The 25675-nt window shown below is 70.4% G+C and carries 26 protein-coding genes; 13 read left to right on the forward strand and 13 right to left on the reverse strand.

Annotated elements, in window-relative coordinates; genetic code table 11:
• Positions 1 to 2: 2 nt before the first annotated feature.
• Entirely contained in the window at positions 3 to 125 is a 123-nt protein-coding gene (locus tag IE255_RS39970; RefSeq protein ID WP_267975017.1) for a hypothetical protein, read from the reverse strand.
• A gap of 18 nt (positions 126 to 143) precedes the next feature.
• Positions 144 to 1223, reverse strand: a complete 1080-nt coding sequence (hisC, locus tag IE255_RS26055; RefSeq protein ID WP_190052799.1) for a histidinol-phosphate transaminase — start codon at positions 1221 to 1223, stop codon at positions 144 to 146.
• Between the two features lie 432 nt (positions 1224 to 1655).
• On the opposite strand from hisC, the gene IE255_RS26060 reads away from it, so the two are divergent.
• The 3 genes from IE255_RS26060 to IE255_RS26070 all read left to right on the forward strand — a co-directional run bounded on the left by IE255_RS26060 (position 1656) and on the right by IE255_RS26070 (position 5211).
• On the forward strand, positions 1656 to 2768 hold the full coding sequence (locus IE255_RS26060) for a LacI family DNA-binding transcriptional regulator (protein ID WP_190052800.1): 1113 nt from the start codon (positions 1656 to 1658) through the stop codon (positions 2766 to 2768).
• A gap of 298 nt (positions 2769 to 3066) precedes the next feature.
• A complete protein-coding gene (locus IE255_RS26065) occupies positions 3067 to 4161 on the forward strand; it encodes a metallophosphoesterase (RefSeq protein WP_267975018.1) in 1095 nt (364 codons plus the stop codon).
• A gap of 183 nt (positions 4162 to 4344) precedes the next feature.
• Positions 4345 to 5211, forward strand: coding sequence for a hypothetical protein (locus IE255_RS26070; RefSeq protein WP_190052802.1), 867 nt, complete (start codon positions 4345 to 4347; stop codon positions 5209 to 5211).
• A 124-nt stretch (positions 5212 to 5335) separates the two neighbouring features.
• On the opposite strand, the gene IE255_RS26075 is transcribed toward IE255_RS26070, so the two are convergent.
• Both IE255_RS26075 and thiC read right to left on the reverse strand, forming a co-directional pair.
• Entirely contained in the window at positions 5336 to 6439 is a 1104-nt protein-coding gene (locus tag IE255_RS26075) for a hypothetical protein (protein WP_190052803.1), read from the reverse strand.
• Between the two features lie 74 nt (positions 6440 to 6513).
• Positions 6514 to 8298, reverse strand: coding sequence for a phosphomethylpyrimidine synthase ThiC (gene thiC / locus IE255_RS26080; protein ID WP_229906589.1), 1785 nt, complete (start codon positions 8296 to 8298; stop codon positions 6514 to 6516).
• Between the two features lie 254 nt (positions 8299 to 8552).
• Between thiC and IE255_RS26085 the strand changes: the two genes are divergently transcribed.
• Positions 8553 to 10235, forward strand: a complete 1683-nt coding sequence (locus IE255_RS26085; RefSeq protein WP_190052804.1) for a YibE/F family protein — start codon at positions 8553 to 8555, stop codon at positions 10233 to 10235.
• A gap of 107 nt (positions 10236 to 10342) precedes the next feature.
• On the opposite strand, the gene IE255_RS26090 is transcribed toward IE255_RS26085, so the two are convergent.
• The 4 genes from IE255_RS26090 to IE255_RS26105 all read right to left on the reverse strand — a co-directional run bounded on the left by IE255_RS26090 (position 10343) and on the right by IE255_RS26105 (position 12629).
• Entirely contained in the window at positions 10343 to 10777 is a 435-nt protein-coding gene (locus tag IE255_RS26090) for an SsgA family sporulation/cell division regulator (RefSeq protein WP_190052805.1), read from the reverse strand.
• A 99-nt stretch (positions 10778 to 10876) separates the two neighbouring features.
• On the reverse strand, positions 10877 to 11611 hold the full coding sequence (locus IE255_RS26095; protein WP_229906603.1) for an IclR family transcriptional regulator: 735 nt from the start codon (positions 11609 to 11611) through the stop codon (positions 10877 to 10879).
• 322 nt (positions 11612 to 11933) lie between these two features.
• Positions 11934 to 12146, reverse strand: coding sequence for a DUF5326 family protein (locus tag IE255_RS26100; RefSeq protein WP_190052806.1), 213 nt, complete (start codon positions 12144 to 12146; stop codon positions 11934 to 11936).
• 165 nt (positions 12147 to 12311) lie between these two features.
• The gene (locus tag IE255_RS26105) at positions 12312 to 12629 is read right to left on the reverse strand and encodes a cupin domain-containing protein (RefSeq protein WP_190052807.1); all 318 of its coding nucleotides are present in this window, start codon (positions 12627 to 12629) and stop codon (positions 12312 to 12314) included.
• 59 nt (positions 12630 to 12688) lie between these two features.
• On the opposite strand from IE255_RS26105, the gene IE255_RS26110 reads away from it, so the two are divergent.
• From IE255_RS26110 to IE255_RS26125, 4 genes are all read left to right on the forward strand, one after another.
• Complete coding sequence (locus IE255_RS26110) at positions 12689 to 13066, forward strand: phage holin family protein (protein ID WP_190052808.1); 378 nt, start codon at positions 12689 to 12691, stop codon at positions 13064 to 13066.
• Between the two features lie 6 nt (positions 13067 to 13072).
• On the forward strand, positions 13073 to 13564 hold the full coding sequence (locus IE255_RS26115; RefSeq protein ID WP_190052809.1) for a low molecular weight protein-tyrosine-phosphatase: 492 nt from the start codon (positions 13073 to 13075) through the stop codon (positions 13562 to 13564).
• Positions 13561 to 14841, forward strand: coding sequence for a cystathionine gamma-lyase (locus IE255_RS26120; RefSeq protein WP_229906590.1), 1281 nt, complete (start codon positions 13561 to 13563; stop codon positions 14839 to 14841). Before IE255_RS26115 ends, IE255_RS26120 begins: the two co-directional genes overlap by 4 nt.
• A gap of 430 nt (positions 14842 to 15271) precedes the next feature.
• Positions 15272 to 15409, forward strand: a complete 138-nt coding sequence (locus IE255_RS26125) for a hypothetical protein (protein ID WP_190052810.1) — start codon at positions 15272 to 15274, stop codon at positions 15407 to 15409.
• Between the two features lie 251 nt (positions 15410 to 15660).
• Here the strand turns inward: IE255_RS26125 and IE255_RS26130 are convergent, their stop codons facing one another.
• Complete coding sequence (locus IE255_RS26130; RefSeq protein ID WP_190052811.1) at positions 15661 to 16269, reverse strand: class I SAM-dependent methyltransferase; 609 nt, start codon at positions 16267 to 16269, stop codon at positions 15661 to 15663.
• Between the two features lie 257 nt (positions 16270 to 16526).
• On the opposite strand from IE255_RS26130, the gene IE255_RS26135 reads away from it, so the two are divergent.
• A complete protein-coding gene (locus tag IE255_RS26135) occupies positions 16527 to 17432 on the forward strand; it encodes a LysR family transcriptional regulator (protein ID WP_190052812.1) in 906 nt (301 codons plus the stop codon).
• A gap of 131 nt (positions 17433 to 17563) precedes the next feature.
• The gene (locus IE255_RS26140; protein ID WP_190052813.1) at positions 17564 to 18046 is read left to right on the forward strand and encodes an NUDIX domain-containing protein; all 483 of its coding nucleotides are present in this window, start codon (positions 17564 to 17566) and stop codon (positions 18044 to 18046) included.
• Between the two features lie 13 nt (positions 18047 to 18059).
• Here IE255_RS26140 and IE255_RS26145 read toward each other — a convergent pair whose 3' ends face one another.
• On the reverse strand, positions 18060 to 19664 hold the full coding sequence (locus tag IE255_RS26145; protein ID WP_190052814.1) for a globin domain-containing protein: 1605 nt from the start codon (positions 19662 to 19664) through the stop codon (positions 18060 to 18062).
• A gap of 591 nt (positions 19665 to 20255) precedes the next feature.
• On the opposite strand from IE255_RS26145, the gene IE255_RS26150 reads away from it, so the two are divergent.
• Positions 20256 to 21122: a GNAT family N-acetyltransferase gene (locus tag IE255_RS26150; RefSeq protein WP_190052815.1), complete on the forward strand. Its 867-nt coding sequence runs from the start codon at positions 20256 to 20258 to the stop codon at positions 21120 to 21122.
• 70 nt (positions 21123 to 21192) lie between these two features.
• On the opposite strand, the gene IE255_RS26155 is transcribed toward IE255_RS26150, so the two are convergent.
• Positions 21193 to 21615 (reverse strand): GlcG/HbpS family heme-binding protein, encoded by a 423-nt coding sequence (locus IE255_RS26155; protein WP_190052816.1) that lies wholly within the window; start codon positions 21613 to 21615, stop codon positions 21193 to 21195.
• 60 nt (positions 21616 to 21675) lie between these two features.
• Positions 21676 to 22881, reverse strand: a complete 1206-nt coding sequence (locus IE255_RS26160; RefSeq protein ID WP_190052817.1) for an MFS transporter — start codon at positions 22879 to 22881, stop codon at positions 21676 to 21678.
• A gap of 142 nt (positions 22882 to 23023) precedes the next feature.
• On the opposite strand from IE255_RS26160, the gene IE255_RS26165 reads away from it, so the two are divergent.
• Positions 23024 to 23488 (forward strand): MarR family winged helix-turn-helix transcriptional regulator, encoded by a 465-nt coding sequence (locus IE255_RS26165; RefSeq protein ID WP_190052818.1) that lies wholly within the window; start codon positions 23024 to 23026, stop codon positions 23486 to 23488.
• A gap of 40 nt (positions 23489 to 23528) precedes the next feature.
• A complete protein-coding gene (locus IE255_RS26170; RefSeq protein WP_190052819.1) occupies positions 23529 to 23981 on the forward strand; it encodes a GNAT family N-acetyltransferase in 453 nt (150 codons plus the stop codon).
• A 94-nt stretch (positions 23982 to 24075) separates the two neighbouring features.
• On the opposite strand, the gene IE255_RS26175 is transcribed toward IE255_RS26170, so the two are convergent.
• On the reverse strand, positions 24076 to 25461 hold the full coding sequence (locus tag IE255_RS26175) for a serine hydrolase domain-containing protein (protein WP_190052820.1): 1386 nt from the start codon (positions 25459 to 25461) through the stop codon (positions 24076 to 24078).
• Positions 25462 to 25675: the final 214 nt, after the last annotated feature.

A 25675-nucleotide genomic window follows, 5' to 3' on the forward strand; every position in this document is an offset into this window, starting at 1 on the left:
TTTCACGTGAAACAGGCGCCCGGGAGGTCGTGGACGGCAACCCCCGCCTGCTCGAGGCCGTGCGCGACGGTGACCTGATACGCGTCGAGCCGGCCGACGTCTGACGCGCCGACCGGCTCGCTCAACAGGGCCCTTCTCAGCCCTCAGAACTCCTTGCGAAACCCTTCCGCCACCTTCAGGAAGATGTCGTTCGCCTCGGTCTCCCCGACCGTCACCCGCACGCCCTCACCCGGGAACGGCCGGATCACCACGCCCGCCTGCTCGCACGCCTCCGCGAACGCGACCGTGCGCTCCCCCAGCCGCAGCCACACGAAGTTGGCCTGGGTCTCGGGCACCGTCCAGCCCTGGGCGCGCAGCCCGTCGACCACGCGCGTGCGCTCACACACCAGCGAGCCGACCCGGCCGAACAGCTCGTCCTCGGCCCGCAAGGAGGCGATCGCCGCCTCCTGCGCGAGCTGGCTCACGCCGAACGGCACCGCCGTCTTGCGCAGCGCCGCCGCCACCGGCTCATGGGCGATGGCGAACCCGACGCGCAGCCCGGCCAGGCCGTACGCCTTGGAGAAGGTCCGCAGGACGCAGACGTTGGGCCGGTCACGGTAGAACTCCACGCCGTCCGGCACCTCGGGGTCGCGGATGAACTCACGGTAGGCCTCGTCGAGCACCACCAGCACATCGCCCGGGACCCGGTCGAGGAAGCGCTCCAGCTCCGCCCGCCGCACCACCGTGCCGGTCGGGTTGTTGGGGTTGCAGACGAAGATCAGCCGGGTCCGGTCGGTGATCGCCTCCGCCATCGCGTCGAGGTCGTGCACGTCACCGGAGGTCAGCGGCACCTGCACCGACGTCGCGCCGCTGATCTGCGTGATGATCGGGTACGCCTCGAAGGACCGCCAGGCGTAGATGACCTCGTCGCCGGGGCCGGAGGTGGCCTGGATCAGCTGCTGGGCGACGCCGACCGACCCGGTGCCGGTGGACAGGTGAGAGAGGGGCACGCCGAACCGCTCGGACAGCTCGTTCATCAGCGCCGTGCAGGCCATGTCCGGGTAGCGGTTGAAGCTGCCGGCCGCCGCCGTCACGGTCTCCATCACACCCGGCAGCGGCGGATAGGGGTTCTCGTTGGAGGACAGCTTGTAGGCCACCGGCCCGCCTGCCGCGGCGGGCTTGCCCGGCTTGTAGGTGGGGATCCCCTCCAGCTCGGCGCGCAGCTTGGGGCTCGTCTCGCTCACCGCAGTCCTCCTCGCGAAGACCGGCGGCCCATGACCGCCGCCGACATCCAATACTCCTCACCTTATGAGGATTCGGCGCCGCTGCGTACAGCCCTGAGGAGAGCGACGCCCGCAGGCCTCCTTCGCCCCATCGGCATCAGGTGCATCGCCGTACGAAGGCGTACGAATTCGGGGGCGCGCCGCACATATATCTACGCGCCGGTGGTGCACGCCGTGGCGCGCATCCCCCGTGCAGGTGAGTTGAGACCTCTTCGCAACATCTGCCACTTGGCAGGCCCGTGACGGCCGCTACGGCACGTCCTGCCATGGGAGCGCTCAACCCCCTTGGTTTCCCAAGCAATTGGGGTTAAATAATCATGCAGAAACGTGCCTGTCAACGCGCGCATATGCGTCCGCACTACCCCACCGCATGAGCCCTACTATCGGCTCGCCATGACAGCAGCAGGGAAGCACCAGGTGAGCCGCGCGGAAACCTCACGTCGAGGCAGTCGGCCGGGTCGGGCGGGTATCAGAGACGTGGCCGCCGCCGCCGGAGTGTCCATCACGACCGTCTCCGACGCCCTCAACGGCAAGGGCAGGCTCCCGGACGCCACCCGGCGCCATGTCCGCGAGGTCGCCGACCGGCTGGGCTACCGCCCGTCGGCCGCCGCCCGGACCCTCCGTACCGGCAAGTCGGGACTCATCGGCCTGACCGTGACGACGTACGGGGATGAACCTTTCACCTTCACCGAGTTCGCGTACTTCGCCGAGATGGCGCGCGCCGCCACCTCCGCCGCGCTCGCCCGCGGCTACGCCCTCGTCATCCTGCCCGCGACCTCCCGCCACGACGTGTGGTCGAACGTCGCACTGGACGGCACGGTCGTCATCGACCCCTCCGACCAGGACCCGGTCGTCAGCGAACTCGTCCGGCAGGGTCTGCCGGTCGTCTCCGACGGCCGCCCGGCCGGCTCGCTGCCGGTCACGGCCTGGGTCGACAACGACCACGAGGCCGCCGTCCTCGGCATCCTCGACCACCTGGCCGACGCCGGCGCCCGCCGCATCGGCCTGCTGACCGGCACGACCACGGACACGTACACCCACCTGTCCACCACGGCATACCTGCGCTGGTGTGAGCGGGTCGGCCAGGATCCGGTGTACGAGGCCTACCCGGCGCACGATCCGTGCGCGGGCGCCGTCGCCGCCGACCGCCTCCTCGCCCGGCCCGACCGCCCCGACGCGGTCTACGGCCTGTTCGACCCGAACGGCACCGACCTGCTCGCCGCCGCCCGCCGCTACGGACTGCGCGTACCGGACGACCTGCTGCTCGTCTGCTGCAGCGAGTCCACCGTGTACGCCAACACCGAGCCGCCCATCACCACGCTCTCCCTGAAGCCGCGCCGCATCGGCACAGCGGTGGTACAGCTTCTGATCGACGCCATCGAGGGAGTGGACTCCGACCGTCCGGTGGAGCAGGTGATACCGACGGAGCTGATCGTGCGCACGTCCTCGCAGCGACGCCCGCCGCGCACGACGGTCAGCCCGCCGCGGTCCCCCGAAGGAACGTAGGTCCGGCACCCGGGTGCACCCACACGACCCGGGTAAAGGGAAGGTCGCACTCCTGGGGAGAAACGGGGCTGGTCCCCCGGAGAGAAGGGATCGTTCTCGCGAAGAGAAGAAGAGCGAGGACGGTCACACGGTGGTCGAAGCCCGGCTCAATCGGGGCGAAAGCCGCGGTGAACTGGAGTCTTGCTCTGATTCACCACCCCTGGGTCATCACATGGCGCGATCCGCATTCCTATGATGGGCCCACGACACCGACGGGCCGCTACGACCAGGCAGTCCGATGCGGTGCAGATGCGGCGCGATGGTGGAGGGGTCGATGACTCAGGGGGCCGGTCAGGGACCCGAGGTGGAGCGGACGGCTACGTTGCGCGACTTCCGGGTGCCCGCGTACGTCCACGAGACCGGTCCGTACGTCCACAGCGCCCACCCCGGCGAGGTGGCCCCGCCGCCCGTCGAGGAGAGCTACCCCGAGGGCTACACGCCGACCCAGCGCGACCTTCCCGTCGTCAACCGGGGCGACACTGTCCAGGTGACCGTCGACCCCGAGAACGCCCCCGCCCCGCAGGCCACCACCGGGCAGGGCCCGCTGTACGTCGTGGGCGACGTGCACGGCTACCTCGACCAGCTGGTGGCCGCCCTCCAGGAGAAGGGCCTCCTCGACGCCGCCGGCCACTGGTGCGCGGGCACCGCCCGGCTGTGGTTCCTCGGCGACTTCACCGACCGCGGGCCGGACGGCATCGGCGTCATCGACCTGGTGATGCGCCTGTCCGCCGAGGCCGCCGCGGCCGGCGGCTACTGCAAGGCGCTCATGGGCAACCACGAGCTGCTGCTGCTCGGCGCCAAGCGGTTCGGCGACACCCCCGTAAACTCCGGCGCCGGCACCGCCACCTTCCAGGCGGCCTGGCTGCTCAACGGCGGCCAGAAGACCGACATGGACCGCCTCCAGGACCACCACCTGCAGTGGATGGCCCGCCTGGACGCCGTCGAGGAGGTCGACGGCCACCTGCTCGTCCACTCCGACACCACCGCCTACCTCGACTACGGCCGTTCCATCGAAGAAGTCAACGACACCGTCCGCGAGACGCTCACGCGCAACGACGCGGACGAGGTCTGGGACCTGTTCCGCAAGTTCACCAAGCGGTTCTCCTTCCGCGACGAGGGCGGCGCCGACGCCGTACGCTCCCTGCTCGATACGTACGGGGGCAGCCGCATCGTTCACGGACACAGCCCGATTCCGTATCTGCTGGGCGAAGTCGGCTCCGAGGACGACGAGGACAGCACCGACCCCGTCGTCGAGGGACCACATGTCTACGCCGGCGGACTCGCCATCGCGATGGACGGCGGCGTGACCATGGCCGGAAAGCTGCTGGTCCAGCAACTGCCGCTGGGTACGTGAACGTTCACTGGGCAGGCGTTCCCCGTCACAGGACCGGACCGGTGAGGGGTCAATTTCGGTAAACCCCCTGTCACCGCCTGCCTTCACCGCTCTACCATCGGCTTATCCGTAGCAGGCTCCCCTCCGTTTCTGCCCGACGGCTCGTCAGCATGCCGAGCCACAAGCCCTACGGAGCATCGGGGGATGCACATGAACAGCGTTCCGCAGCACCTGCTGAGCGAGGACCGCCAGGAATACGAGCGGATCCTCGATGAGGCGCTGCGCTCCGCACCACACCGTCCGGAACTGGCCGCTGTCGGACAGCGGCTGAACCCCGAACAACTGCGCACCATGGCACTCAACGCCACCGCGCTCATCACAGCGGCCGCGTCGACCGAATACCGGCACTACGTCAAGGTCCGCGAGGAACTGCGCCACCCGGCGCCGTCCGCCTCGCCGTCCGTCCGCGAGTCCGGCTCCTCCGAGCCTGACTCGGGCGCGGCGGGCCTAGCCGCCACCATGGGCGAGGTCGCCGAGACCGCGGGCGCGGGTGCCGTCGCCGTCGTCGCCGTCCTCGCGCCCGTCCTGGCCGGCACCGCCGCGGCGATCTTCCTGCTCGTCGGCTACATCCTGCGGATGCTCGACCCCGGGCAGGCGTTCGCCGGGACCCTGCTCACCACGGGCTGGGTGTTCGGCGCCGTCACTGCGGTCGCGATCCTCGTCGCCGCGGTGGGACTCCTGCTCACCGCCCTGCGCAACAAGCCGACGGCCGAAAGCGGACCGTACGGCGAACTCCAGAGGGAGGTGGCGCAGGCCAGGAAGGCCTGGCGCGAGGCCCTGCTGGAGCGGGGCATCCTGCCCTTCCTGCGGGAGGCGCTCGCCGACCCGGGTGCGGCCGCCGCGCTGCACCCCACGTCCTCGTCCGCGCCGATCAGCCGCATCCCACATCTCGGCTACGACCGCCCGGGTTTCACCAGCCCGGACGACGGCGGCCGCGGCTCGCGGCCGAGCTTCAGCAGCCCGGACTACACCAGCCCGGACTTCGGGGGACCGGAACACCAGCCGGAGTAGCCGCGGGCGCCCTGTCGCAGCGCCCGTCGGCTTGCGCTCCCGCGGGGAACGCATCAGGGAGCGCAAGCCGGGAACTCCGCCGTGCGGCACCGGACCCATGTGGTCGGTGCTGCGGTCGGTGTCCTCACAGACGGCGAAGGACCTGGGCCTCGACCCGCTCGACCGTGCGACGGCTGAAGGCATGCACCAGCGCGAGGTGGTACAGCGCCGGTGCCGTCGGCGCCCACCGGTGGACGCGGTCGTCGCGCAGCAGGTACCTGACCACCGTCGCCGGGCGGAAGGGGACGAAGTCGATGGTCCGGTGCTCCCAGCGGTCGGCGACGCCCCTGCTCATCCGTGCTTGCAGATCGGTGCTTCCGAGCTCCCGCAACCTGGCGTAGAAGTGCGCACTCCAGCCCCGCCTCTCCACGTCCAGCACGAAGGCCAGCAGTTCGAGCGAGTACTCCTGGGCCTCCAGGGAGAGTTCCTCCCGCATACCGCGGCGGGCCACCGCGTGCAGGTCCGGTGCGTTCCTCCCCGACGAGTCGATGTGGCGTGCCAGTCCTTCGTTGACGGAGGAGTTCCAGACGCCCGGTGCCACACGGACCCGGTCGCTGCGCTGGGTCACCACGAGCATGTCGTCCGCGGTGACGACCGCGATGTTGACCCCCAGGCTGCACTGGAGGAAGGCCGGGGCCTTCAGCGGCTCGTCCGGGTCCAGATAGCGCGACCTGGGCGTCGCGCCGTCCGGGAGCCGGCGGTCGAGTTGCTGCGCGGCGAGGAAGGTGTAGTAGTCGGTCGGCCGCAGCCTCAGGTGGACTTCGGGTCGCTCCTCGAGTGCCGTACGCGAGATGTCGAGGGATTCGACGGCGTACCGGGGGCCGTTCCACAGGGGAGTGCGTCCCTCAGCCTGTAGGCGCTCGCTCTCCTCTGCGATCTCGTCGCGCCAGCCGGCCATCTCCGGGGGCAGCGTCACCTCCTCGTCGAGTACGTGCACATGGACGGTTTCGGGTGATATGGGCAGCTCGCCGTCGCCCTCGACGATCAGGGCGGACGTCTGGAGCGGACCGAGGGAGAACGCCCGCCAGGCGGGCGCCGACTCGTCCCGGCGACCCAGGCTGCGGATCGCGCTCGTCGAGCGTCTGCGCAGGCGGTACCACGCGTCCTGGAGCGGCTGCTGGAACAGCACGGCGAACAACATGCCGAATACAGCGCCCACGACGCCGTTGACCACATCGATCCCATCCATGCCAGAGACCTTAGGGATCTTGGGTCGGGCAGGGTACGCCGTGCTGTTTCCGTAGTGCGGTCGGCAGGGCGGGATCAGTCCGCGATCGGCAGGTACACCCTGTTCCCGCTCGCCGCGAACTCCTTCGACTTCTGGGCCATGCCCTCCTCGATCTCGGTCCTGCTGCCGCCGTGTTCACGGCGGATGTCCTGCGAGATCTTCATGCTGCAGAACTTGGGACCGCACATCGAGCAGAAGTGAGCCGTCTTGGCGGGCTCCGCCGGCAGGGTCTCGTCGTGGAACTCCCGCGCCGTGTCCGGGTCGAGGGCGAGGTTGAACTGGTCCTCCCACCGGAACTCGAAGCGGGCGTCGGAGAGCGCGTCGTCCCACTCCTGCGCGCCCGGGTGTCCCTTGGCGAGGTCGGCCGCGTGGGCGGCGATCTTGTAGGTGATGACGCCCGTCTTGACGTCGTCACGGTTCGGCAGGCCCAGGTGCTCCTTGGGCGTGACGTAACAGAGCATCGCCGTGCCCCACCAGGCGATCATCGCGGCGCCGATGCCGGAGGTGATGTGGTCGTACGCCGGCGCGACGTCCGTGGTCAGCGGGCCGAGCGTATAGAACGGCGCTTCATCGCAGATCTCCTGCTGAAGGTCGATGTTCTCCTTGATCTTGTGCATCGGGACGTGGCCCGGGCCCTCGATCATGGTCTGTACGTTGAAACGCTTCGCGATCCGGTTGAGTTCCCCGAGTGTCCTCAACTCCGCGAACTGCGCCTCGTCGTTGGCGTCCGCGATCGAGCCGGGCCGCAGGCCGTCGCCGAGGGAGTACGTGACGTCGTACGCGGCGAGGATCTCGCAGAGCTCCTCGAAGTTCTCGTAGAGGAACGACTCCTTGTGGTGCGCGAGGCACCAGGCGGCCATGATCGAGCCGCCGCGGGAGACGATGCCGGTCTTGCGGTTCGCCGTCAGCGGCACGTACGCCAGGCGCACGCCCGCGTGGACCGTCATGTAGTCCACGCCCTGCTCGGCCTGTTCGATGACCGTGTCCTTGTAGATCTCCCAGGTCAGCTCCTCGGCACGCCCGTCGACCTTCTCCAGGGCCTGGTAGAGCGGCACGGTGCCGATGGGGACCGGGGAGTTGCGCAGCACCCACTCGCGCGTGGTGTGGATGTTGCGGCCGGTGGACAGGTCCATGACCGTGTCGGCGCCCCAGCGGGTCGCCCAGGTCATCTTCTCGACCTCCTCCTCGATGGAGGACGTCACGGCCGAGTTGCCGATGTTGGCGTTGACCTTCACCAGGAACCGCTTGCCGATGATCATCGGCTCGATCTCCGGGTGGTTGACGTTGGCCAGCAGCACGGCCCGCCCCGCCGCGATCTCGTCGCGCACGACCTCGGGCGACACGTTCTCCCGGATGGCCACGTACTCCATCTCGGGCGTGATCTCGCCGCGGCGGGCGTACGCGAGCTGCGTGACGGCCTTGCCGTCCCTGCTGCGGCGCGGCTGGCGCGGCCGGCCGGGGAAGACGGCGTCGAGGTTGCGGAGGCCGCCGCGGGGCGAGGTGTGCTTGATGCCGTCGTCCTCGGGGCGGACGGGGCGGCCCGCGTACTCCTCGGTGTCGCCGCGGGCGATGATCCAGTTCTCGCGCAGCGGCGGCAGGCCCCTGCGGACGTCGGTCTCTACGAGCGGATCGGTGTACGGGCCCGACGTGTCGTACAGCGTGACGGACTGCCCGTTGGTGAGGTGCACCTGGCGGACCGGCACGCGCAGGTCGGGGCGGGTGCCCTCGATGTACGCCTTGTGCCAGCCGATGGACTTCCCGGCCTCCTCGGACTGTCCGTCCTGAACGGAGGCAGGCGTGCGTGCGTCCTTGTTGGTCATGAGACCTACTCCCTACGCCGGCATTACCCGGTAACAGGTTCGGCGGTCGACGCAGCGGTTTCCGTCTGCCGACGTTCCGTGTGAAACATCACTCGACTTCGGTGATGTTTCATGTGAAACATCGCTGGGACGGAGGTCAGCGCCCTCTCAGCCCGGTGCTCCGAGCTCCCGCGTGTACAAAAGGTGCCTCCACGCTAGCGGCAATCTTGGCGCGGTGAACAGAGGGCCCCCCTCGTTCTTGCGATGATCGGTCGGTGACCACGACGCAGCGTCCCCCTTACCCACCGCCCGAACCGCCCCGCGGATCCGGCGCCGGAAACGGCAACGGCCCTGGAGACGGCCATGATTTCGCCGCCGGGGCCGGGCATGCCCCTGCCCGGAGGCAGGGGCACGGGTACGGACCCGGTGCGCGTTTCGGTGCCGGGGCCGGCGGTGAGCGCGGTCCCGGTTCCGCCGGCGGGCAGGGTGCCGGCCCCAGCGGTGGGTACGGGTCCGGCTACGGCAACGGCCAAGGTGCCGACCCCAGCAGTGGGCAGGGCCCCGGCCCCGCCGGTGGACAGGGCCCCGGTTCTGGAGGCGGACCCGGCGGAGGCGACGGGCACGGGCACGGACCCGGCTCCGGCTCGGGACCTGGCGGCGGACACGGGCATGCGCACAGCCACGGTCCGGCCACGCCCGTCTCCATGCATCTGCGCAAGGTCATCGCGGCCGTCCTGATCCCGTTCGCCGCGGCGGTGCTGGTCGGTCTCGCCGTGCTGTGGCCGGGCGGCGCCCCGCCGCACGAGCGCACCGGCGTCGGCTTCGACCGGCAGACCCAGCAGGCCACGGTCACCAGGGTGGTCGAGGTGAGCTGCAAGGAGGCCGGCACCTCGGGCGTCCCGCCGACCGGCGACACCTCCACCGCCGAGGGCTCCTCCGCAGTGCAGCAGGAGAACGGCACCTGCAAGCGGGCGACGATCCGGGTCGACAGCGGCAAGGACAAGGGGCGTACCTTCACCGAGATCGTCCAGCCGGACCAGTCCCGCCAGCTGCACGAGGGCCAGGAGGTCGTGGTCGCCTACGAGCCCTCCGCGCCGAGGGACCTCCAGTACTCGGTCACCGACGTCAACCGCCGCCTGCCCATGGGGCTGCTCGCCGGCATCTTCGCACTCGCCGTCGTGGTGGTCGGGCGGCTGCGCGGTCTCATGGCCCTGGTCGCGCTGGCCATCAGCTTCCTGGTGCTGAACTTCTTCATCCTGCCCGCGATCCTCCAGGGCTCGAACCCGCTGGTCGTGGCGGTGGTGGGCTCGAGCGCCATCATGCTCATCGCCCTGTACCTGTGTCACGGGCTGTCCGCCCGGACGTCCGTGGCGGTGCTCGGCACGCTCATCTCCCTGCTGCTGATCGGCATCCTCGGCTCGCTGTTCATCGGCTGGGCCGCGCTCACCGGCAACACCGACGACAACACCGGCCTGATCCACGGCCTCTACCCGACGATCGACATGAGCGGTCTGCTGCTCGCCGGCGTCATCATCGGCTCGCTCGGTGTGCTCGACGACGTGACGGTCACGCAGACGTCGGCGGTCTGGGAGCTGCACGAGGCCAACCCGTCGATGGGCTGGCGCGGGCTCTACCGCGCGGGCATCCGGATCGGCCGCGACCACATCGCCTCGGTCGTCAACACGCTGGTCCTCGCCTACGCGGGTGCCGCGCTGCCGCTGCTGCTGCTGTTCTCCATCGCGCAGAGCAGTGTCGGGACGGTCGCCAACAGCGAGCTGGTGGCGGAGGAGATCGTGCGCACGCTGGTCGGTTCGATCGGCCTGGTCGCCTCGGTGCCGGTCACCACAGCTCTGGCCGCGCTCGTCGTCTCGGCCGACCGCACGGGAGGGGAGCCCGCGAAGGAGGCCTCCGCGGTCCCGGCGCGCGGAGGGAAGGGCGGCCGACGCCGCAAGCGCTGACGCACCGGCAGGCGCTCACCCAGTCCCAGAGTCCCGGGGAGAAGCGTTCCTGCACAGCTCGGCGGCATCCGGTGAAGCGTTACTCCACCGTGCCGCCGGCTCGTGTCTCAGCCGGCGCCCTGCTCCGCCAGGATGCGGTCCAGGGCCTCGTCGAGGTGGGCGTCGAAGTCGGCGAGCGAGCCCTCCTGGCCGAGCGGCACCAGCTTGTCGGTGCGGTCGAGGAAGGCGACGAGCGGCGCCGTCGAGGAGCGGAACAGCGCCTGGTCGCTGCCGACCTGAAGCCGGATCAGCACCTCGCCCAGGGCGTCCGGTTCGACGGGGGTCACCCGCACATCGCCCTCACCGCACGGGCGGCCGACCCCGTCGATCAGCAACTCCCGGCCGAAAGCCCACGTCACCGGGGCATCACCGGGCAAGTGGAAGGTCAGCCGGACGGCATAGGGATCACTGCTGTCATAGCGCAGCTCCACCGGAATGCGGAAGGAGAGCTCCTCGGACACGAGAAAGCTCATCATGACCTCTGCCTGTACGGACTCGCGCATCGCTAACCCCGTCATTCGCCGTGGACTGGCCGGGAACGAACCTCTGACACTTGGTGGAATCTTGCTGAACGTACACAGCAGATCACAAGGAGTGAGTTTTCACATACTGATAGAGAGCGCGAGCGACCCCAGCAGCCGCCCGATCTCACTCTGCAACTGCCGGGCCGCGGGCAGCAGCCGGTCCTCCTGGTGAGCGGGCAGCGAGATGGCCACCGTCGCGGCCGTGGTGCCGAGGGTGAGCGGGATCGCCGCGCAGACCGCGCCGAGGGCGTATTCCTGACGCTCGGTCACGGGCTCCATCCGCCGCAACCGCTCCAGGCGCCGGAGCAGGCTGTGGTTGTCCCGCACCGTGTACGGCGTGAGCGGCTGCACCGGGTAGCGGTCGAGGTGGTCGCGGCGGGCCTCCTCGTCCAGCTGGGACAGCAGGCACTGCCCGATGGCGTGCGCGTGCCCGGTCTCCCGGAAGTCGGCCCACTCCTCGACCGCCGGAGTGCCCGGGGTGTCGGAGACGCACATGACCTCGATCTCGCCCTCGCGGTACACCGCGTAGTACACCGGGACGCCGAGCACGTCCCGCCAGTGCGCGAGCGCGTCGACGACCGTGCTGCGACGTTTCTGCCGCGCTCCGCTGCTGCTCAGCCGCTCGGCCGACTCCCCGAGGAAGAACAGGCCCTTCTCGCGGCGCAGATAGCCCTCGTGCACGAGGGTGCGCAGCAGGTGGTACGTCGTGGGCAGGGCCAGCCCGGTCTCGCGGGCCAGTTGCTTGGCGGGGGCGCCGTACTCGTGCCCGGCGACAGTCTCCAGCAGGCGCATCGCGCGCTGGACGGATCCGATGAGGGTCGCCGGAGGCGGCGGTGGGGCGGAACGCGGTGGCTCCGAGGGGGCCGCCGAGCGGGGTTGCGCGGGGACCGCGTGGAGGTGGACGGGTGCGATGTCAGCCGGGGTCAAGGGTCACTCCCGAAACGCGAGGGGGGCAGCCCGTGCCGATGAACACGGGTGGGGGTGTACGCCGCTCGCGGGGGATGTCCCCGCGTCGAGTTCCGGACTCTATTCGTCTGCCACCGCGCGCAGACGGCCCGGCCGGGAAACTTCCCCCGGCCGAGGGAACCGATGCTTCCAGGCGTTTCCCGCTACCCCCACCGGTTTCCCAGCGGTCTCACCAGTCGCTGCGCGACGAGGAGCCGGCGGTGAACTTCCGTACGACGTAGATCAGTCCACCGACCAGCGCCACGAAGACCAGCACCTTGAAGAGCAGTCCGATGACGAAGCCGACCACACTGGCGATCAGCCCGCCGAACACGACGAGGGCGATGACCGGCACCGCGACCCACTTCACCCACCACGGCAGCCCCGCGAAGATCTCTCGCATCGCCCTTGTCCCCATCTCTCCGCCCGTTCGAATGCCGGGTCCTGTCGGTCCTTCTGGATCTCTGACGTCCTGCACTCGATGCTAGGTCCGGGAGGGGGCCCTGCGGGGGCCTCGCGCCCCTTGTCCTCCCCTGACCGATCCCCTAGGGAACCCGGAGGCGGCGCCTCAGCTCTCGGGCGGAGAGAAGACCACCAGCACCCTGAGGTCCTCGGTGATGTGGTGGAACTTGTGGGCGACGCCCGCCGGTACGTAGACCACGCTGCCGCGCGCCACCTGAGTCGTCTCCATGCCGACGGTGATCGCGGCACGGCCGCTCACAACGAAGTAGACCTCGTCCTGATTGTGCGGCTTCTGTGGATCCTGCGCGCCGGCATCGAGGGCGTACAGGCCGACCGACATGTTCTGCTCCCGGAGAAACTGCAGGTAGGCGCCCTCATTGGCGGCGCGCTCCGCCTCCAGTTCGTCCAGCCGGAATGCCTTCATCGCCTGTCCGCCCCTGCCTCTTGTGCCCATGTCCGATCAGGTCTGCCACGATCAGACACATGATGAATTTCGTAGTCAAGACGATCGCCAACGCGGGTGCCCTGGCGGTCGCCGTATGGCTGCTCGAAAAGATCACCCTGACGGGTGACAGTACGGGCAAGAAGATCGGCACCCTGATCGTCGTCGCGCTGCTCTTCGGTCTGGTGAACTTCCTGGTCAAGCCGGTCGTCAAGCTCCTCAGCCTGCCGCTGCTGATCCTGACACTCGGCCTGTTCACCCTGGTCGTCAACGCGCTGATGCTGCTGCTCACCTCGTGGCTGGCCGACCAGCTCGACCTGAGCTTCCACGTGGAGGGCTTCTGGACGGCCGTCCTGGGCGGCCTGATCATCTCGGTCGTCTCCTGGGCGCTGAACGTCGTCCTGCCCGACAAGGACTGAGCGCGCATGACGTACCGCGTCTGCTTCGTCTGCACGGGCAACATCTGCCGCTCCCCGATGGCCGAGGCCGTCTTCCGCGCACGCGTCGCGGAGGCCGGTCTCGGCGGCCTGGTCGAGGTCGACAGCGCTGGCACGGGCGGCTGGCACGAGGGCGACGGCGCCGATCCGCGCACCGTGGCCGTCCTGGAGGAGAACGGGTACGCCGCCGGCCACACGGCCCGGCAGTTCCAGCCGTCCTGGTTCGCCCGCCTCGACCTGGTCGTCGCCCTCGACGCCGGCCACCTCAGGGCGCTGCGCCGCCTCGCGCCAACGGAACAGGACGCCCAGAAGGTGCGGCTGCTGCGCTCGTACGACCCCGCCGCCGGGGACGACCTCGACGTACCGGACCCCTACTACGGGGGCACGGACGGCTTCGAGGAGTGCCTTGAGATGGTGGAGGCCGCGAGCACCGGTCTGCTCGCGGCGGTGCGCGAGGACGTGGAGGGACGGGCGGCATGAGTGGATCCGCGACGGGTGGCGGAGACGGTTCGACGGGCGGCGCGGGCCGGGTTCCGGGTGACGCGGGGCGGGTTCCGGGTGAGGCGGGTCAGGTTCCGGGTGACGCGGGCCAGGTGGCAGGCGCGCCGGGTCCGGTGGTCGCCGGCTCCGGTGACGGCACGCGCGCGGTGCGGGCCGGGCTGCCCGAGGCGGTCAAGTACGAGCCCACCCTCCCCGGGCCCGTGTTCGCCGCCCACTACCACCTGCCGGGCGACCCGACCGGCCCCTACACCTACGGCCGTGACGAGAACCCGACGTGGACGCTGCTGGAGCGCGCCGTCGGCGAGCTGGAGGCGCCCGGCCAGGACGGGGTCGAGACGCTCGTCTTCGCCTCGGGGATGGCCGCGATCTCGGCGGTGCTCTTCTCCCAGCTGCGCACCGGGGACGTCTGCGTCCTGCCCGACGACGGCTACCAGGCGCTGCCCCTGGTCCGCGCCCAGCTGGAGGCGTACGGCATCGAGGTGCGCACCGCGCCGACCCGCGGCGACGCCCAGCTCGACGTCCTCGACGACGCGAAGCTGCTGTGGATCGAGACGCCGTCGAACCCCGGGCTCGACGTGTGCGACATCAGGCGGCTCGCCGAGGCGGCACACGCGCGTGGTGCCCTGGTGGCCGTCGACAACACCCTCGCGACACCGCTCGGCCAGCGCCCCCTGGAGCTCGGCGCCGACTTCGCGGTGGCCAGCGGCACCAAGCAGCTGACCGGCCACGGCGACGTCCTCCTGGGCTACGTCGTCGGCCGGGACGCCCAGGCCATGGCCGCCGTCCGCCGTTGGCGCAAGATCGTCGGTGCGATTCCCGGGCCCATGGAGGCCTGGCTCGCACACCGTTCGATCGCGACGCTCCAGATGCGGGTCGACCGGCAGAGCGCGACCGCCCTGGCCCTCGCCGAGGCGCTGCGCGAGCGGCCCGAGGTGACGGGGCTGCGCTACCCCGGGCTTCCAGACGACCCGGCGCACAAGATCGCCTCGCAGCAGATGCGCCGCTACGGGTGCGTGGTGTCGTTCACGCTGCCCACGCGCGCGCGTGCCGACCGTTTCCTCGACGCGCTGCGGCTCGTGGACGACGCGACGAGCTTCGGCGGAGTACGGTCCACGGCCGAACGGCGCGGACGCTGGGGCGGGGACGCGGTACCGGAGGGCTTCATCCGCCTGTCGGTCGGCGCGGAGGATCCCGAGGACCTGGTGACGGACGTACTGCGCGCACTGGACACGTCGGCGGACCGACCGGCCCGCTGACCGGCCCGCCGCGACGCCGCCTTGGGGCTGGTCCGCTCATTCCCGCCCCTTCGGGGGTTCTGACCGCGCTTCCTTGAGGGCTACGCCGAGTAGCACATCCGGCCGGAGCCACCTGAGGGTTCACGGAATCGCGGGCAGAACGTCATCGATCCGAAGGGAGGCTGGCGGCGGATGTCAGCCGGCCAGCTGGTTGATCTTGCGGATCTGCTTGTCGAAGGCCCGGGCAGGAACGATGCGGCGTAGTGTGCGTCGAAGGTTTGCCGCTGGTCCGCGTAGACCTGCAGAGAAGTGTCGGGCTGTTCGACGTTCGCGTCGAATGCGGTCCGGGTGTTGGCGGGTTCGACGAGAAGGGCTTGGACGCCGTGTTCCGCTGGCCGTCGCCGACGGCATCGCCGCCCACCTGGCGCCCGACGGTCCGCAGCAGGCATGCGTGAAGGCGCTCGGCCTCCTCGCCCTGATAGCCGGAGCGCTGCAGCTCTCCCGTGTCCTGGCCGACCCGAAACCTGCCGACGAGGTCCTCGAACAGGGCATCCACAACGCCACGGCGCTGATGCGTGCCGCAAGCTGACGCCATCACGACACCGCAGCACGCCGGCGGAGCTACGGCCGGAGACGCCTCTTCTCACCACCCCTAGTCGCACACCGGACCGGCCCCCTCAGTGAACTGAAGGGGGGCGAGGAGGCCGTCATGCGGGTGGAGACGCTGCAGGATGCCCTCTGGCCGGGCCTGAGCCCCAAGGTGCGGGCAGGTCACAGTCGTCGATGACCACCTGCTCAGAGCCCGTGTCCCCTCCAGCCGTAGCCATCACGGAAGCGCGGTCAGAACCCTTTCCGGAGCGCCACGGAGTTCCACCGCACCGCTTCACGGCCGAGCCGGTCCGCTCCCTCGTCCACGAGGCGAGTCGGTATCAGACCGACTGCGGCTCCGTGGCCGGCGACCTCCTCCGCAGGGATGTCGAACATGCGCCGGTCCACCGGCGGCTCACCGCGGCGCAGAGTGATCAGCAGAGTGCCGCCCGGCGCCAGCAGCTCGGCCAGGCGCCGCATGGCGGCGGGGCGCTCCTCCGATCCGAGGTGCATCCACACGGCGGACAGCAGGACGACGTCGTACGGTCCCTGGACGCCGTGCAGCTCGGGGAGCGCACCCGCGCGCCACGTCACGCCGGTGCCCGGGTGCAGCCGCTCGGCGACGCGCCGGAGCTCCGTCACCGGTTCCACCGCGTCGACCGTGAAGTCCCGTCCGGCCAGCGCCGCCGCGTCTCGGCCGGTCCCCGCTCCGACGTCCAGCACGCGCGCGGGCGGCTCAGGGAGCAGGTCCAGCAGCGCCTCGTGCACCGACTCGAACGAGACGCTCTCGTACACCGTCGCCAGCCGCTCCGCCGACTCGGCGTAGTAGGCCTGGACTCCCGCACCCGAAGTTCGCTCCATGCCCGAACCGTACGACGCGGCACTGACAGCGCTGGTGTAGTCGGGGCGCGGGATCGGCATACGAAAGACGGACGGTCCGAACCTCCCCCCTCGTGGCTCGGACCGTCCCCCGGTTCCGCGCGCAAGAACCGCGCGACCAAGGCTAGTTGACTCTCTGTCAGTGTCCAATCACAGTAGCGACAGAGACCTATCGACTTATTTATAGTTGGGCGCGGCCGGGGGGCCGGGAGCGGGGGCCGAAGAGGGGAGTGTGTCCGGTGGATCTGGCCTTGCTGCGGACCTTTGTGACCGTGCACCGGGCCGGCTCCTTCACCCGCGCCGCCGCGCTGCTCGGTCTGTCCCAGCCGGCCGTGACCTCGCAGATCCGGACGCTGGAGCGGCAACTGGGCCGCCCCCTGTTCCTGCGGCAGGCCCGCGGCGTGACCCCGACGAGCATCGGCGACGAACTCGCCCACAAGGCCGCACCGCATCTCGACGCCCTTGTGGAGATCACCGAGACCGGCCTCGACGACGACTCCTCCTTACGGACGCTGCACCTCGCCGGGCCTCCGGAGTTCACCGCCGAACGAGCCCTGCCCGCACTCACGGAGCTGACCGGCGAGGACGGCCAGGGCTTCGCCCTGCGGGCCTCCTTCGGAAACGCGGAGGAAACGCTGGAAGGACTTTCCGCCGGGCATCACGATCTGGCCATCAGCACGGCCCGGCCACGCGGCGCCCTGCTCACGGCGACTGCGCTCTGCGACGAGGAGCACGTCCTGGTCGCCGCCCCGCGCTGGGCCGAACAGCTCGGCGCCGGGCAGCCGGACCGCAAGCCGGAGCCGGCCCTGGAGCAGGTGCCCGTGGTGGAGGTGCACGAGTCGCTGCCCTTCGTCTCCCGCTACTGGGCCTCCGTCTTCGACTCGCGCCCGGCCGCCCCGGGCACCGTCGTCGTCCCCGACCTGCGCGCGGTCCTGGCCTGTGCGGTCGCTGGCGCGGGGCTGGCGGTGCTGCCGCGCTATCTGTGCGCGGCGGCGCTGGAGCGGGGTGACGTCGTCGCCCTGCACGAGCCGGCGGTGCCGCCGCTGCGGACGTACTTCCTGGTCGTGCGGACCGGGACTCTCGCGATGCCCCATATCGCCCGTGCTCATGAGTGGTTGCAGCGAGCAGCGACCGACTGGTGCTGAGGCGCTCGGGGCGGGCGCGGAGTCGCTCCGGCGGGCGTGCGGGGCGCCCCACCACCGTGCCTCACTCTGGGAGGTCGGCCGGTGACCTTTCGCGATGTTTCACGTGGAACCAGCCGGGCCACATTTCACCCATGACCGTCCGACCCGTGGTCAAGCGCACCGCCCGCGCCGTTCTGCTGGACGGTGACGACCTGATCCTGATCAAGCGCACCAAGCCGGGCATGGATCCGTACTGGCTCACTCCCGGCGGTGGGGTGGAGCCCGGCGACTCGACCGTCGTCGACGCCCTCCACCGAGAGGTGTACGAGGAACTCGGCGCGAAGATCACCGACGTCGTGCCCTGCTTCGTGGACACCGTGGAGCACATCGGGGAGGACGGCGGCGCGACCGGCGTGAAGGTGCAGCACTTCTTCGTCTGCCGCCTGGAGTCCATGGACCCCTCGCTGCGGCACGGCCCCGAGGTGGACGAGCCCATCGGCGAGTACGAGATCGTGCGCATCCCCTTCACCCGGGTCGGGATCGCCTCCGTCCACCTCGTCCCGCTGTCGCTGCGGCACTACCTGGACGGCAACATCGAGGGCGTACGCGCCATGCACGCCCCCGACCTGGGCTGAGACCGGCGGCGGGTCAGGGCCCGGCCGCGACCAGTTCCTCCACGGAGTCGTGCCGTATGCGGTCCGACGGGATGCCGATGTCCCTCAGGGCGTCCACACCGCTGCGAATCATCCCGGGCGGGCCCGAGAGGTAGGCGTCGTACTCGTTCCACGGCCCGTAGGCGCGTATCGCGTCCGGGAGCTGCTGGTGCGCCTGCTGGTCGATGATCGCGCGGACCGAGAGCCAGGGGTGGGTCTGCTGGAGGCGGAGCATCGTGTCGATGTCGTACAGGTCGTGGTCGGTGCGGGCGCCGTAGAAGACCTCGACCGGCCGGCGTTCCCCGTGCTCGGCGACGTCCTCGACCAGTGCCTTGATGGGCGCTATGCCGGTGCCGCCGCCCAGGCAGAGCAGGCCGCTGTCGGTGGTGTGGTCCACGGTCATGGTGCCGGCGGGCGGGCCCAGCCGGATGATGTCACCAGGGCGGGCGCGGTGCACCAGGGCGTTGGAGACCCAGCCGGCCGGGACGGCCTTCACGTGGAACGACAGCAGGCCGTCGGAGCGGGGCGCCGAGGCGAAGGAGTAGTGCCGCCAGATGCGGGGCCACCAGGGAGTCTCCACGCTCGTGTACTGCCCGGCGAGGAAGGGGTACGGCTGGTCGGGCCGGACGGTGACGACCGCGACGTCCGGCGTTCTCAGGTCGTGCGTGACGACCTCGGCGTACCACCAGGCCGGGGCACGCAGCTCGTCCGCGGCCGCCGCGTCGATCATGATCTGGGAGATCGTGGTGTAGGTCCGGACCCAGGCCGCCTCCATCTCCTCGTTCCAGACGGCGGCGGCGTACTTGCTCAGCGCGCCGATGAGGCATTCGCCGACGGCCGGGTAGTGCTCGGCCCGCGTTCCGTACTTCCGGTGGCCCCGGCCGAGGTTCTGCAGGTAGTCGACGAGCACCTCGGTGTTGTCGATGTGCTCGGCGGCCGTCAGCAGGGCCCTGAGCAGCCGGTCCCGCTGGGTGTCCATCGCGGCCGGGAACAGCGACCGCAGGTCGGGGTGGCGCACGAAGAGCAGGGCGTAGAAGTACGAGGTGACCTTGTCGGCCACGGGGGCGACCTCGGTCATGGCCCGGCGGACGAGGACGGCGTCCGGAGACGCTTCCTCGGCCGGGGCGGAGGCGGCCGGTCCGGGAGGCGATGCCGGTACGGGCCGCTGGGCGGGAACGCGTGGCTCGGCTGCGGCACTGGCGGGAGAAGCCGCGGTGGAGGTGATGGACTCCTCGGCCGGGGCGAACGCCATGGGCGCGGGGCGCGGCGATGTGGCCGCGGCGACTCCCGAGGTCACAGGGGTGGGGGCTGGCGGTGTGGATGCGAGGGCGGGTGCGGATATCGCGTCCTGAGACTCGCCCTCCGGCTCCCGGCCACCGGTGCGCGTGCTGCCGGCCGTCGCGTCGGGCGGCGCGGCTGTGTCGTCCGCCGGCGCTTCCGGATCGGTGGCGTGTCGACCCACCGGGCGTATCGCCGCCGGTCGACGCCCCTCTGCCGTACCGGGCTCGCTGCCCGGCTCCGGCTTCTTGCGGGGCGTGAACCAGCCGCCCCCGCCGCCAGAAGTGCCGTTGTCGGCCGACGTGGTGGTCGGAGCGTCCATGGTGTGCCTCGCCTCGAGCATCTTTCGGTCGGTCTGCGCACTTCCCCGGTCGGAAGGTGCCTGCTTTCCCCCGTGGACGGACTGCTTCCCGTCCTGTGTCGCGGCCAATGCCGCCACATTTAACCCGTATTTCGGCTCCGTACGGACAAGTAGGCGAGAGTGTGACATTGGCCGCAGTACTCTCACCGAGCTTCCCACTCGCCTGGACGGCTCAGTCGCATTAACCGGAAACGCGGGTCTTCGATCTCTCCGTCCCGTTAGGCTGCAGTGCCCTGCACTCGGCCGCACGGGACGGGTCACCTCGCCCCAGACGCGAACCGGAGTCGACCCTACCGGCCGTCGCCTCGCACACAAGTCCCCCCTTCCCTCGTCACGAATGCGGGCACGACGCGAATCAGCAGTTCCGTGAACTACGGGACAAGAACCCCTCGTTCGCCGTCCCGATCGGACACTCGCTGTTCTTACGTGTTTCACGTGAAACACCCAGCGTCTGTCCACGCGCTGTGCATGCGGCTACAACTGGCCAAAAGCTCGTATGTCTCCGCTGAAAGCGGTGGACGGCAGGGGTCCCTGTCGGACAGCCTGACCTGCGTGTCGACTCCTTCCCTTGCCTCTTTGCCCATCCGCCGTCTGACGCTCCGCGATCTCGCCGCCTGCGCCGACTTGTCCGAGGACCGGGGGTGGCCACGGGAGGAGCACAAGTGGGGCTTCCTCCTCACAGCCGGGAAGGGCTACGGCATCGACGACCCCGACGGCGGCCTGGTGAGCGCCTGCGTCGTCACCGAGTACGGACCTCATGAGCACCCCGCCCTCGCGGCGATCGGCATGGTCCTCGTCGCCGAACGGCACGCTCGGCAGGGCGTGGCGCGCCGGCTGATGCGGCATGTCGTCTCCGCGATGGCCGCCACACCCCTCACCCTGCACGCGACTCCGTACGGCCGCCCCCTCTACGAGGAGCTCGGCTTCAAGGTCACCGGGCGGGCCGAGATGGTGCGCGGGCACTTCACTCCTGGCGGACCGGAGCCGAAGGTCGCCACCCGTGCCGCGACCGCCGAGGATCTCGCCGCGATCCTGCGACTCGACGAGCAGGCGTTCGGGACCGACCGCACCCACATCGTCACCCGGCTGCCCGCCTTCGCCGACCAGCTGCGCGTGGCGGAGGAGGACGGACGGATCGTCGGCTACGCGGCCGCCTGGCCCAACATGGAGACCCACGTGGTGGGCCCGCTCATCGCACGCGACACGTCGGTGGCCCAGGCGCTCATCGCCTCCCTCGCCGCCCACACCGACCGCCCGCTGCGCACCGACATCGACGTGCGGCACGAAGAACTGCTCGCGTGGGTGAAGGCGCGTGGCCTGGCGTCCGTCGCCTTCAATTCGGTGATGACGTACGGGATCACCGAGCTGCCCGGAGACTGGAGCCGGCGGTTCGCACCGGTGACGGTCGCGGCGGGCTGACGGCCCCGACACGACGACGCCGACTCCTCGGGGGATCGGGGAACCGGCGTTGTCTCGCGGAAGGGCCCGGTCAGCCGAGGGCCTCCACGGCGGCCGTGGCGAAGGCGTGGTCCTGCTCCGTGGCACCGCCGCCGACACCGACCGCGCCGATGAGCCGGCCGTCGCGGTGCACCGGCACACCGCCTGCGATGAACAGCAACGGCCGGTCGAGCGCGGTGGGCAGCGTGTGGAAGAGGCCTCCGGGCTGCACGGCGTCGACGAGATCCGCGGTGGGCGCGTCCAGTTGGAGCGCCGTGTAGGCCTTGCGGGTGCTGGTCTCGCCTGAGATCAGCACGGCCCGGTCGTCCCGCCGGAAGGCGAGCAGGTGCCCGCCCGCGTCCAGCACGGTGACGCTGACGGTGGCTCCCGCGGCCTCGGCGGCCCGGCGGGCTGCGGTGACGAGGACGTCGGCGTCCTGGGTGGTCAGCGGGGCGACAGCGGTGGTGGTGCTCATCAGGGTGTTCTCCTGGAAGAGTTTCGGGTGACGGGTCGTGGTCCCGGGCGGCCTGGTTGCTCAGTGGTGCACAGCGGTCCGCTGCTCGGCCGGCGCGGATCCGGTGACGACCGTGCTGGGGGCACCTCGGCGCTCCAGAGCGGCCGAGAGGAAGGCCAGCAGCAGGGCTCCCGCGGCCAGGGCGGCACCGACCCAGTTGGGGGCGGTGTAGCCGAGTCCCGCCGCGATCACGAGGCCGCCGAGCCAGGCGGACAGCGCGTTGCCGAGGTTGAAGGCGCCGATGTTCACGGCGGAGGCCAGGGTCGGGGCGCCGTGCGCCTGGTCGAGGACCCGCTTCTGGAGCGGCGGCACGGTGGCGAAGCCCAGGGCACCGATCAGCGCGATGGTGACGGCCGACAGCAGCTTGTCGTGCGCGGTGAGGGTGAACAGCGCCAGCACGACGGCCAGGGCGCCCAGGGAGACGTACAGCATGGGCATCAGGGCGCGGTCGGCGAACTTGCCGCCGACGAGGTTGCCGCCGACCATGCCGAGGCCGAAGAGGACCAGCAGCCAGGTGACGGAGCCGTCGGCGAAGCCGGCGACGTGGGTCATCATCGGCGCGATGTAGGTGATGGCAGCGAAGACACCGCCGAAGCCGAGGACGGTCATCGCCATCGCGAGCAGCACCTGCACGTTCTTGAAGGCTGCCAGTTCGTGCCGCAGACGCACGCCCTCCGGCTTGGGCATGTCGGGGACGAGCCGGGCGATGCCCAGCAGGCCGACGACACCGAGAGCGGCGACGATGCCGAAGGTCACCCGCCAGCCGACGGACTGCCCGACGAGCGTGCCCAGGGGGACGCCGACGACGTTGGCGACGGTCAGTCCGGTGAACATCATCGCGATGGCTCCGGCCTTCTTGTCCGGGGCCACGAGGTCGGCCGCGACGACCGAGCCGATACCGAAGAAGGCACCGTGGGCCAGCGAGGCGACGATGCGGCCGATCAGCATGACGGCGAAGGCCGGGGCGAATGCCGAGAGCAGGTTGCCGACGATGAACAGGCCCATCAGCAGCATCAGCATCCGCTTGCGGGAGACCTTGGTGCCGAGAACGGTCATCAGCGGGGCACCGAACATGACACCAAGCGCGTAGCCGGTCACCAGGTATCCGGCGGTGGGGATGGAAACCCCGTAGTCGGCCGCGACCTCGGGCAGCAAGCCCATAATCACGAACTCTGTCGTTCCGATCCCGAAGGCCCCGATCGCGAGGGCCAGAAGCGCGAGAGGCATGGAGGGGTTACCTTCCCAGACGATTGCAGGAGCGCTTAGCGTGCGTCCACAATAGTTGCGCACGCGGACTATACGCAAACGCCTTCAATTGCGATCCTGCTCTATCCTGGGTGTCAGCCGCTCCGGGACGGAGGAAACGCCAATGACAGCGACGGACCCCGCGCTCACCGCTCTGGCCCAGGGCTGGTGCGCCCTCTCCCTGCTGCACGGGAGGATCGAGGCCCACATCGAGCGCGCCCTACAGGCCAAGCACGACCTGAGCGTGCGCGAGTACTCCCTGCTCGACGTGCTCAGCCGGCAGCACGACGGGGACGGCGGCCATCTGCAGATGAAGCAGGTCGCCGACGCGGTCGTCCTCAGCCAGAGCGCCACCACGCGCCTGGTCACCCGGCTCGAGGACCGCGGGCTCCTGGAGCGCTACCTGTGCCCCACCGACCGCCGGGGCATCTACACGAACGTCACCGAGGCCGGCCTCGAGCTGCTGGAGGCGGCGCGGCCGACCAATGACGCCGCCCTGCGTGAGGCCCTCGACGAGGCGGCCAAGAACCCGGAGCTCGCCCCGCTGGTCCGGGCCGTGGAGACACTGAAGGCCCCGGTGCCCGCGTAGAACGTCTCCGTAACCGGCCGCCTCTGCATAGGGTGCGGTCATGGGAGACCTTGAGATACGTGCCGCCGTCGCCGACGACGTCCCGGCGATCGTCGCCATGCTCGCGGACGACCCCTTGGGCGCACAGCGCGAGTCGCCGGACGACCTCGCCCCCTACCTGACCGCGCTGGAGCGGCTCAGCGCCGACCCGAACCAGCACCTGGTCGTGGCGGTGCGGGAGGGCCGCGTCGTCGGCACGCTCCAGCTCACGATCATTCCCGGACTGTCCCGGCGCGGTGCGACCAGGTCGATCATCGAAGGCGTACGCATCCATGCCGGTGAACGCGGCAGCGGCCTCGGAACACAGCTCATCGAGTGGGCGATCAACGAATCCCGTGACCAGGGCTGCCAGTTGGTCCAGCTGACCTCCGACAAGACACGCACCGACGCCCACCGCTTCTACGAACGGCTCGGCTTCACGGCCTCCCACACGGGCTTCAAACTTCAGTTGTGACCGCCGTGAAGGGGCGCCCTGTTTCACGTGAAACAGCCGTGAAACAGGGCACTGAAGCAGGGCACTGAAACAGGGTGCCCCTCCATGTCACCGCCTAGCCGATCCCACGCCACCCCTCGGGGTCGATCCCACCGGGCACAGGAGCCCCTTCGTCGTACGGCTGACGCGTGAACACGAAGGACCCGAGGTCCAGGTGGCTCACGGATCCGTCCGGCCGCCGTACGGCCTTCAGGAGCTCGCCGGCGTAGTAGCCCTCCAGCCCGGTCCAGGTGCCGTCGCCGTTCGAGCGGAACCGCGAGCGACGGCCGCTGCCGGACAACGGCCCCAGCGAGACGAGCCCCTCGGCCGTGAGCCGCAACGCGAAGGCATGTGTTCCCCAGTACCACTGACCCGTGAGTTCCAGCACGGACGGGTCGACCTCACGCAGCGGTTTCCACGGGGTGGGGATGCGCGGTTCCGCCTCGGCGACGATACGGACCAGGTCGGAGGCGACGGGGAACAGCAGCGGGCCGGAGGTGCAGTTGGCCAGGACGATCGCCGCCACGTCGTCCTCGACACCGATCATGAGGCAGGCGAGGAAGCCGGGCAGCGAACCGGTGTGGCCCACGAGGGACCGTCCGTCCCGGCGCCGGATCTCCATGCCCAGGCAGTAGGCGTAGCCGCTCGCCACGTCCGACGCGTCGTGCGGCGCTGCCGGTGTCCGCATCTCCCGCAGCGACTCGCGGTTCAGCACCCGCTCGTCGCCGTGGGCCAGGAAGGCCGCGAACCGCGCCAAGTCGCTCGCCGTCGACCAGAGTTGGCCGGCCGGGGCCATGCGCCCCAGGTCCTCGGCGGGCTCGGGCAGCATCACGTCGGCCCAGGGATGCACGGCCCAGCCACCCGCATGCGGCGGCTGCGGCCGCACGCTCGTGCGGTGCAGCTCCAGGGGTTCGAGCACTTCACGCCGAAGGACCGCCTCCCATGAATCGCCGCGCAGCTTCTCGATGAGTGCGCCGAGCAGTGCGTAACCGGGGTTCGAGTAGTGGAACCGGCGCCCGGGTGGGGACAGCGAGGGCCGCTCGCCCAGCACGTCGGCGAGTTCGGGCCGCAGGGATCCGGGGCTCCGCTCCCACCACGGCCCCGGGGTCTCGGCGGCCAGCCCTCCCGTGTGCGCCAGCAGTTCGGCGACGGTCGCCTCCCCCACGCCGGTGCCCGGCAGATGCCTCTCCAGTGGATCCCCGAGATCCAGGGCGCCCTCGTCACGCAGCCGCAGGACGAGAACCGCCGTGAACGTCTTGGTAATGGAGCCGATCCGGTACTGCACGTTCTCGTCCGGCGCATGCCCTTCCACTGAGCTCCGCGCGCCTGTCCACACCGGTTTCCCGTCCCGCACGACGGCCGCGACGAGCGACGGCGCCCGCCCTTCGGCCTGCGCGACGGCGATCCGGTGCAGCAGCGCGCGGCGCGTGCCGGGAAGCAGCTCTCCCTGAGATGTCGTCATGGACCCCAGTCCACCCGGCCCGGGGTCCCCGCGTCGAGCACAGGAGGCGCAGGTTCTCTCGGCTCATGTCATGACGCAGCACGCGGCTGAGCGACGGACGCTATCGGGACAGTGATCGGCGACGCAGACACGGCTGAGCAAGCGATCGCCTTGGTGACAGGCGGTCTGTCGACCGACTGCGGTCCGGCTGTTACCGGCACTGCGAATGATCTAG

Origin of the sequence: Streptomyces lomondensis (assembly GCF_014651035.1) — a bacterium.
Classification (GTDB): Bacteria; Actinomycetota; Actinomycetes; order Streptomycetales; family Streptomycetaceae; genus Streptomyces; species Streptomyces lomondensis.

Excerpts from the sequence above, each read along its gene's own strand:
- IE255_RS26060 (WP_190052800.1), top strand. The coding sequence starts at position 1,656 with ATGACAGCAGCAGGGAAGCACCAGGTGAGCCGCGCGGAAACCTCACGT.
- IE255_RS26065 (WP_267975018.1), top strand. The coding sequence starts at position 3,067 with ATGGTGGAGGGGTCGATGACTCAGGGGGCCGGTCAGGGACCCGAGGTG.
- IE255_RS26070 (WP_190052802.1), top strand. The coding sequence starts at position 4,345 with ATGCACATGAACAGCGTTCCGCAGCACCTGCTGAGCGAGGACCGCCAG.
- IE255_RS26075 (WP_190052803.1), bottom strand. The coding sequence starts at position 6,439 with ATGGATGGGATCGATGTGGTCAACGGCGTCGTGGGCGCTGTATTCGGC.
- thiC (WP_229906589.1), bottom strand. The coding sequence starts at position 8,298 with ATGACCAACAAGGACGCACGCACGCCTGCCTCCGTTCAGGACGGACAG.
- IE255_RS26090 (WP_190052805.1), bottom strand. The coding sequence starts at position 10,777 with ATGCGCGAGTCCGTACAGGCAGAGGTCATGATGAGCTTTCTCGTGTCC.
- IE255_RS26100 (WP_190052806.1), bottom strand. The coding sequence starts at position 12,146 with ATGCGAGAGATCTTCGCGGGGCTGCCGTGGTGGGTGAAGTGGGTCGCG.
- IE255_RS26105 (WP_190052807.1), bottom strand. The coding sequence starts at position 12,629 with ATGAAGGCATTCCGGCTGGACGAACTGGAGGCGGAGCGCGCCGCCAAT.
- IE255_RS26110 (WP_190052808.1), top strand. The coding sequence starts at position 12,689 with ATGATGAATTTCGTAGTCAAGACGATCGCCAACGCGGGTGCCCTGGCG.
- IE255_RS26115 (WP_190052809.1), top strand. The coding sequence starts at position 13,073 with ATGACGTACCGCGTCTGCTTCGTCTGCACGGGCAACATCTGCCGCTCC.
- IE255_RS26120 (WP_229906590.1), top strand. The coding sequence starts at position 13,561 with ATGAGTGGATCCGCGACGGGTGGCGGAGACGGTTCGACGGGCGGCGCG.
- IE255_RS26130 (WP_190052811.1), bottom strand. The coding sequence starts at position 16,269 with ATGGAGCGAACTTCGGGTGCGGGAGTCCAGGCCTACTACGCCGAGTCG.
- IE255_RS26140 (WP_190052813.1), top strand. The coding sequence starts at position 17,564 with ATGACCGTCCGACCCGTGGTCAAGCGCACCGCCCGCGCCGTTCTGCTG.
- IE255_RS26145 (WP_190052814.1), bottom strand. The coding sequence starts at position 19,664 with ATGGACGCTCCGACCACCACGTCGGCCGACAACGGCACTTCTGGCGGC.
- IE255_RS26155 (WP_190052816.1), bottom strand. The coding sequence starts at position 21,615 with ATGAGCACCACCACCGCTGTCGCCCCGCTGACCACCCAGGACGCCGAC.
- IE255_RS26160 (WP_190052817.1), bottom strand. The coding sequence starts at position 22,881 with ATGCCTCTCGCGCTTCTGGCCCTCGCGATCGGGGCCTTCGGGATCGGA.
- IE255_RS26165 (WP_190052818.1), top strand. The coding sequence starts at position 23,024 with ATGACAGCGACGGACCCCGCGCTCACCGCTCTGGCCCAGGGCTGGTGC.
- IE255_RS26170 (WP_190052819.1), top strand. The coding sequence starts at position 23,529 with ATGGGAGACCTTGAGATACGTGCCGCCGTCGCCGACGACGTCCCGGCG.
- IE255_RS26175 (WP_190052820.1), bottom strand. The coding sequence starts at position 25,461 with ATGACGACATCTCAGGGAGAGCTGCTTCCCGGCACGCGCCGCGCGCTG.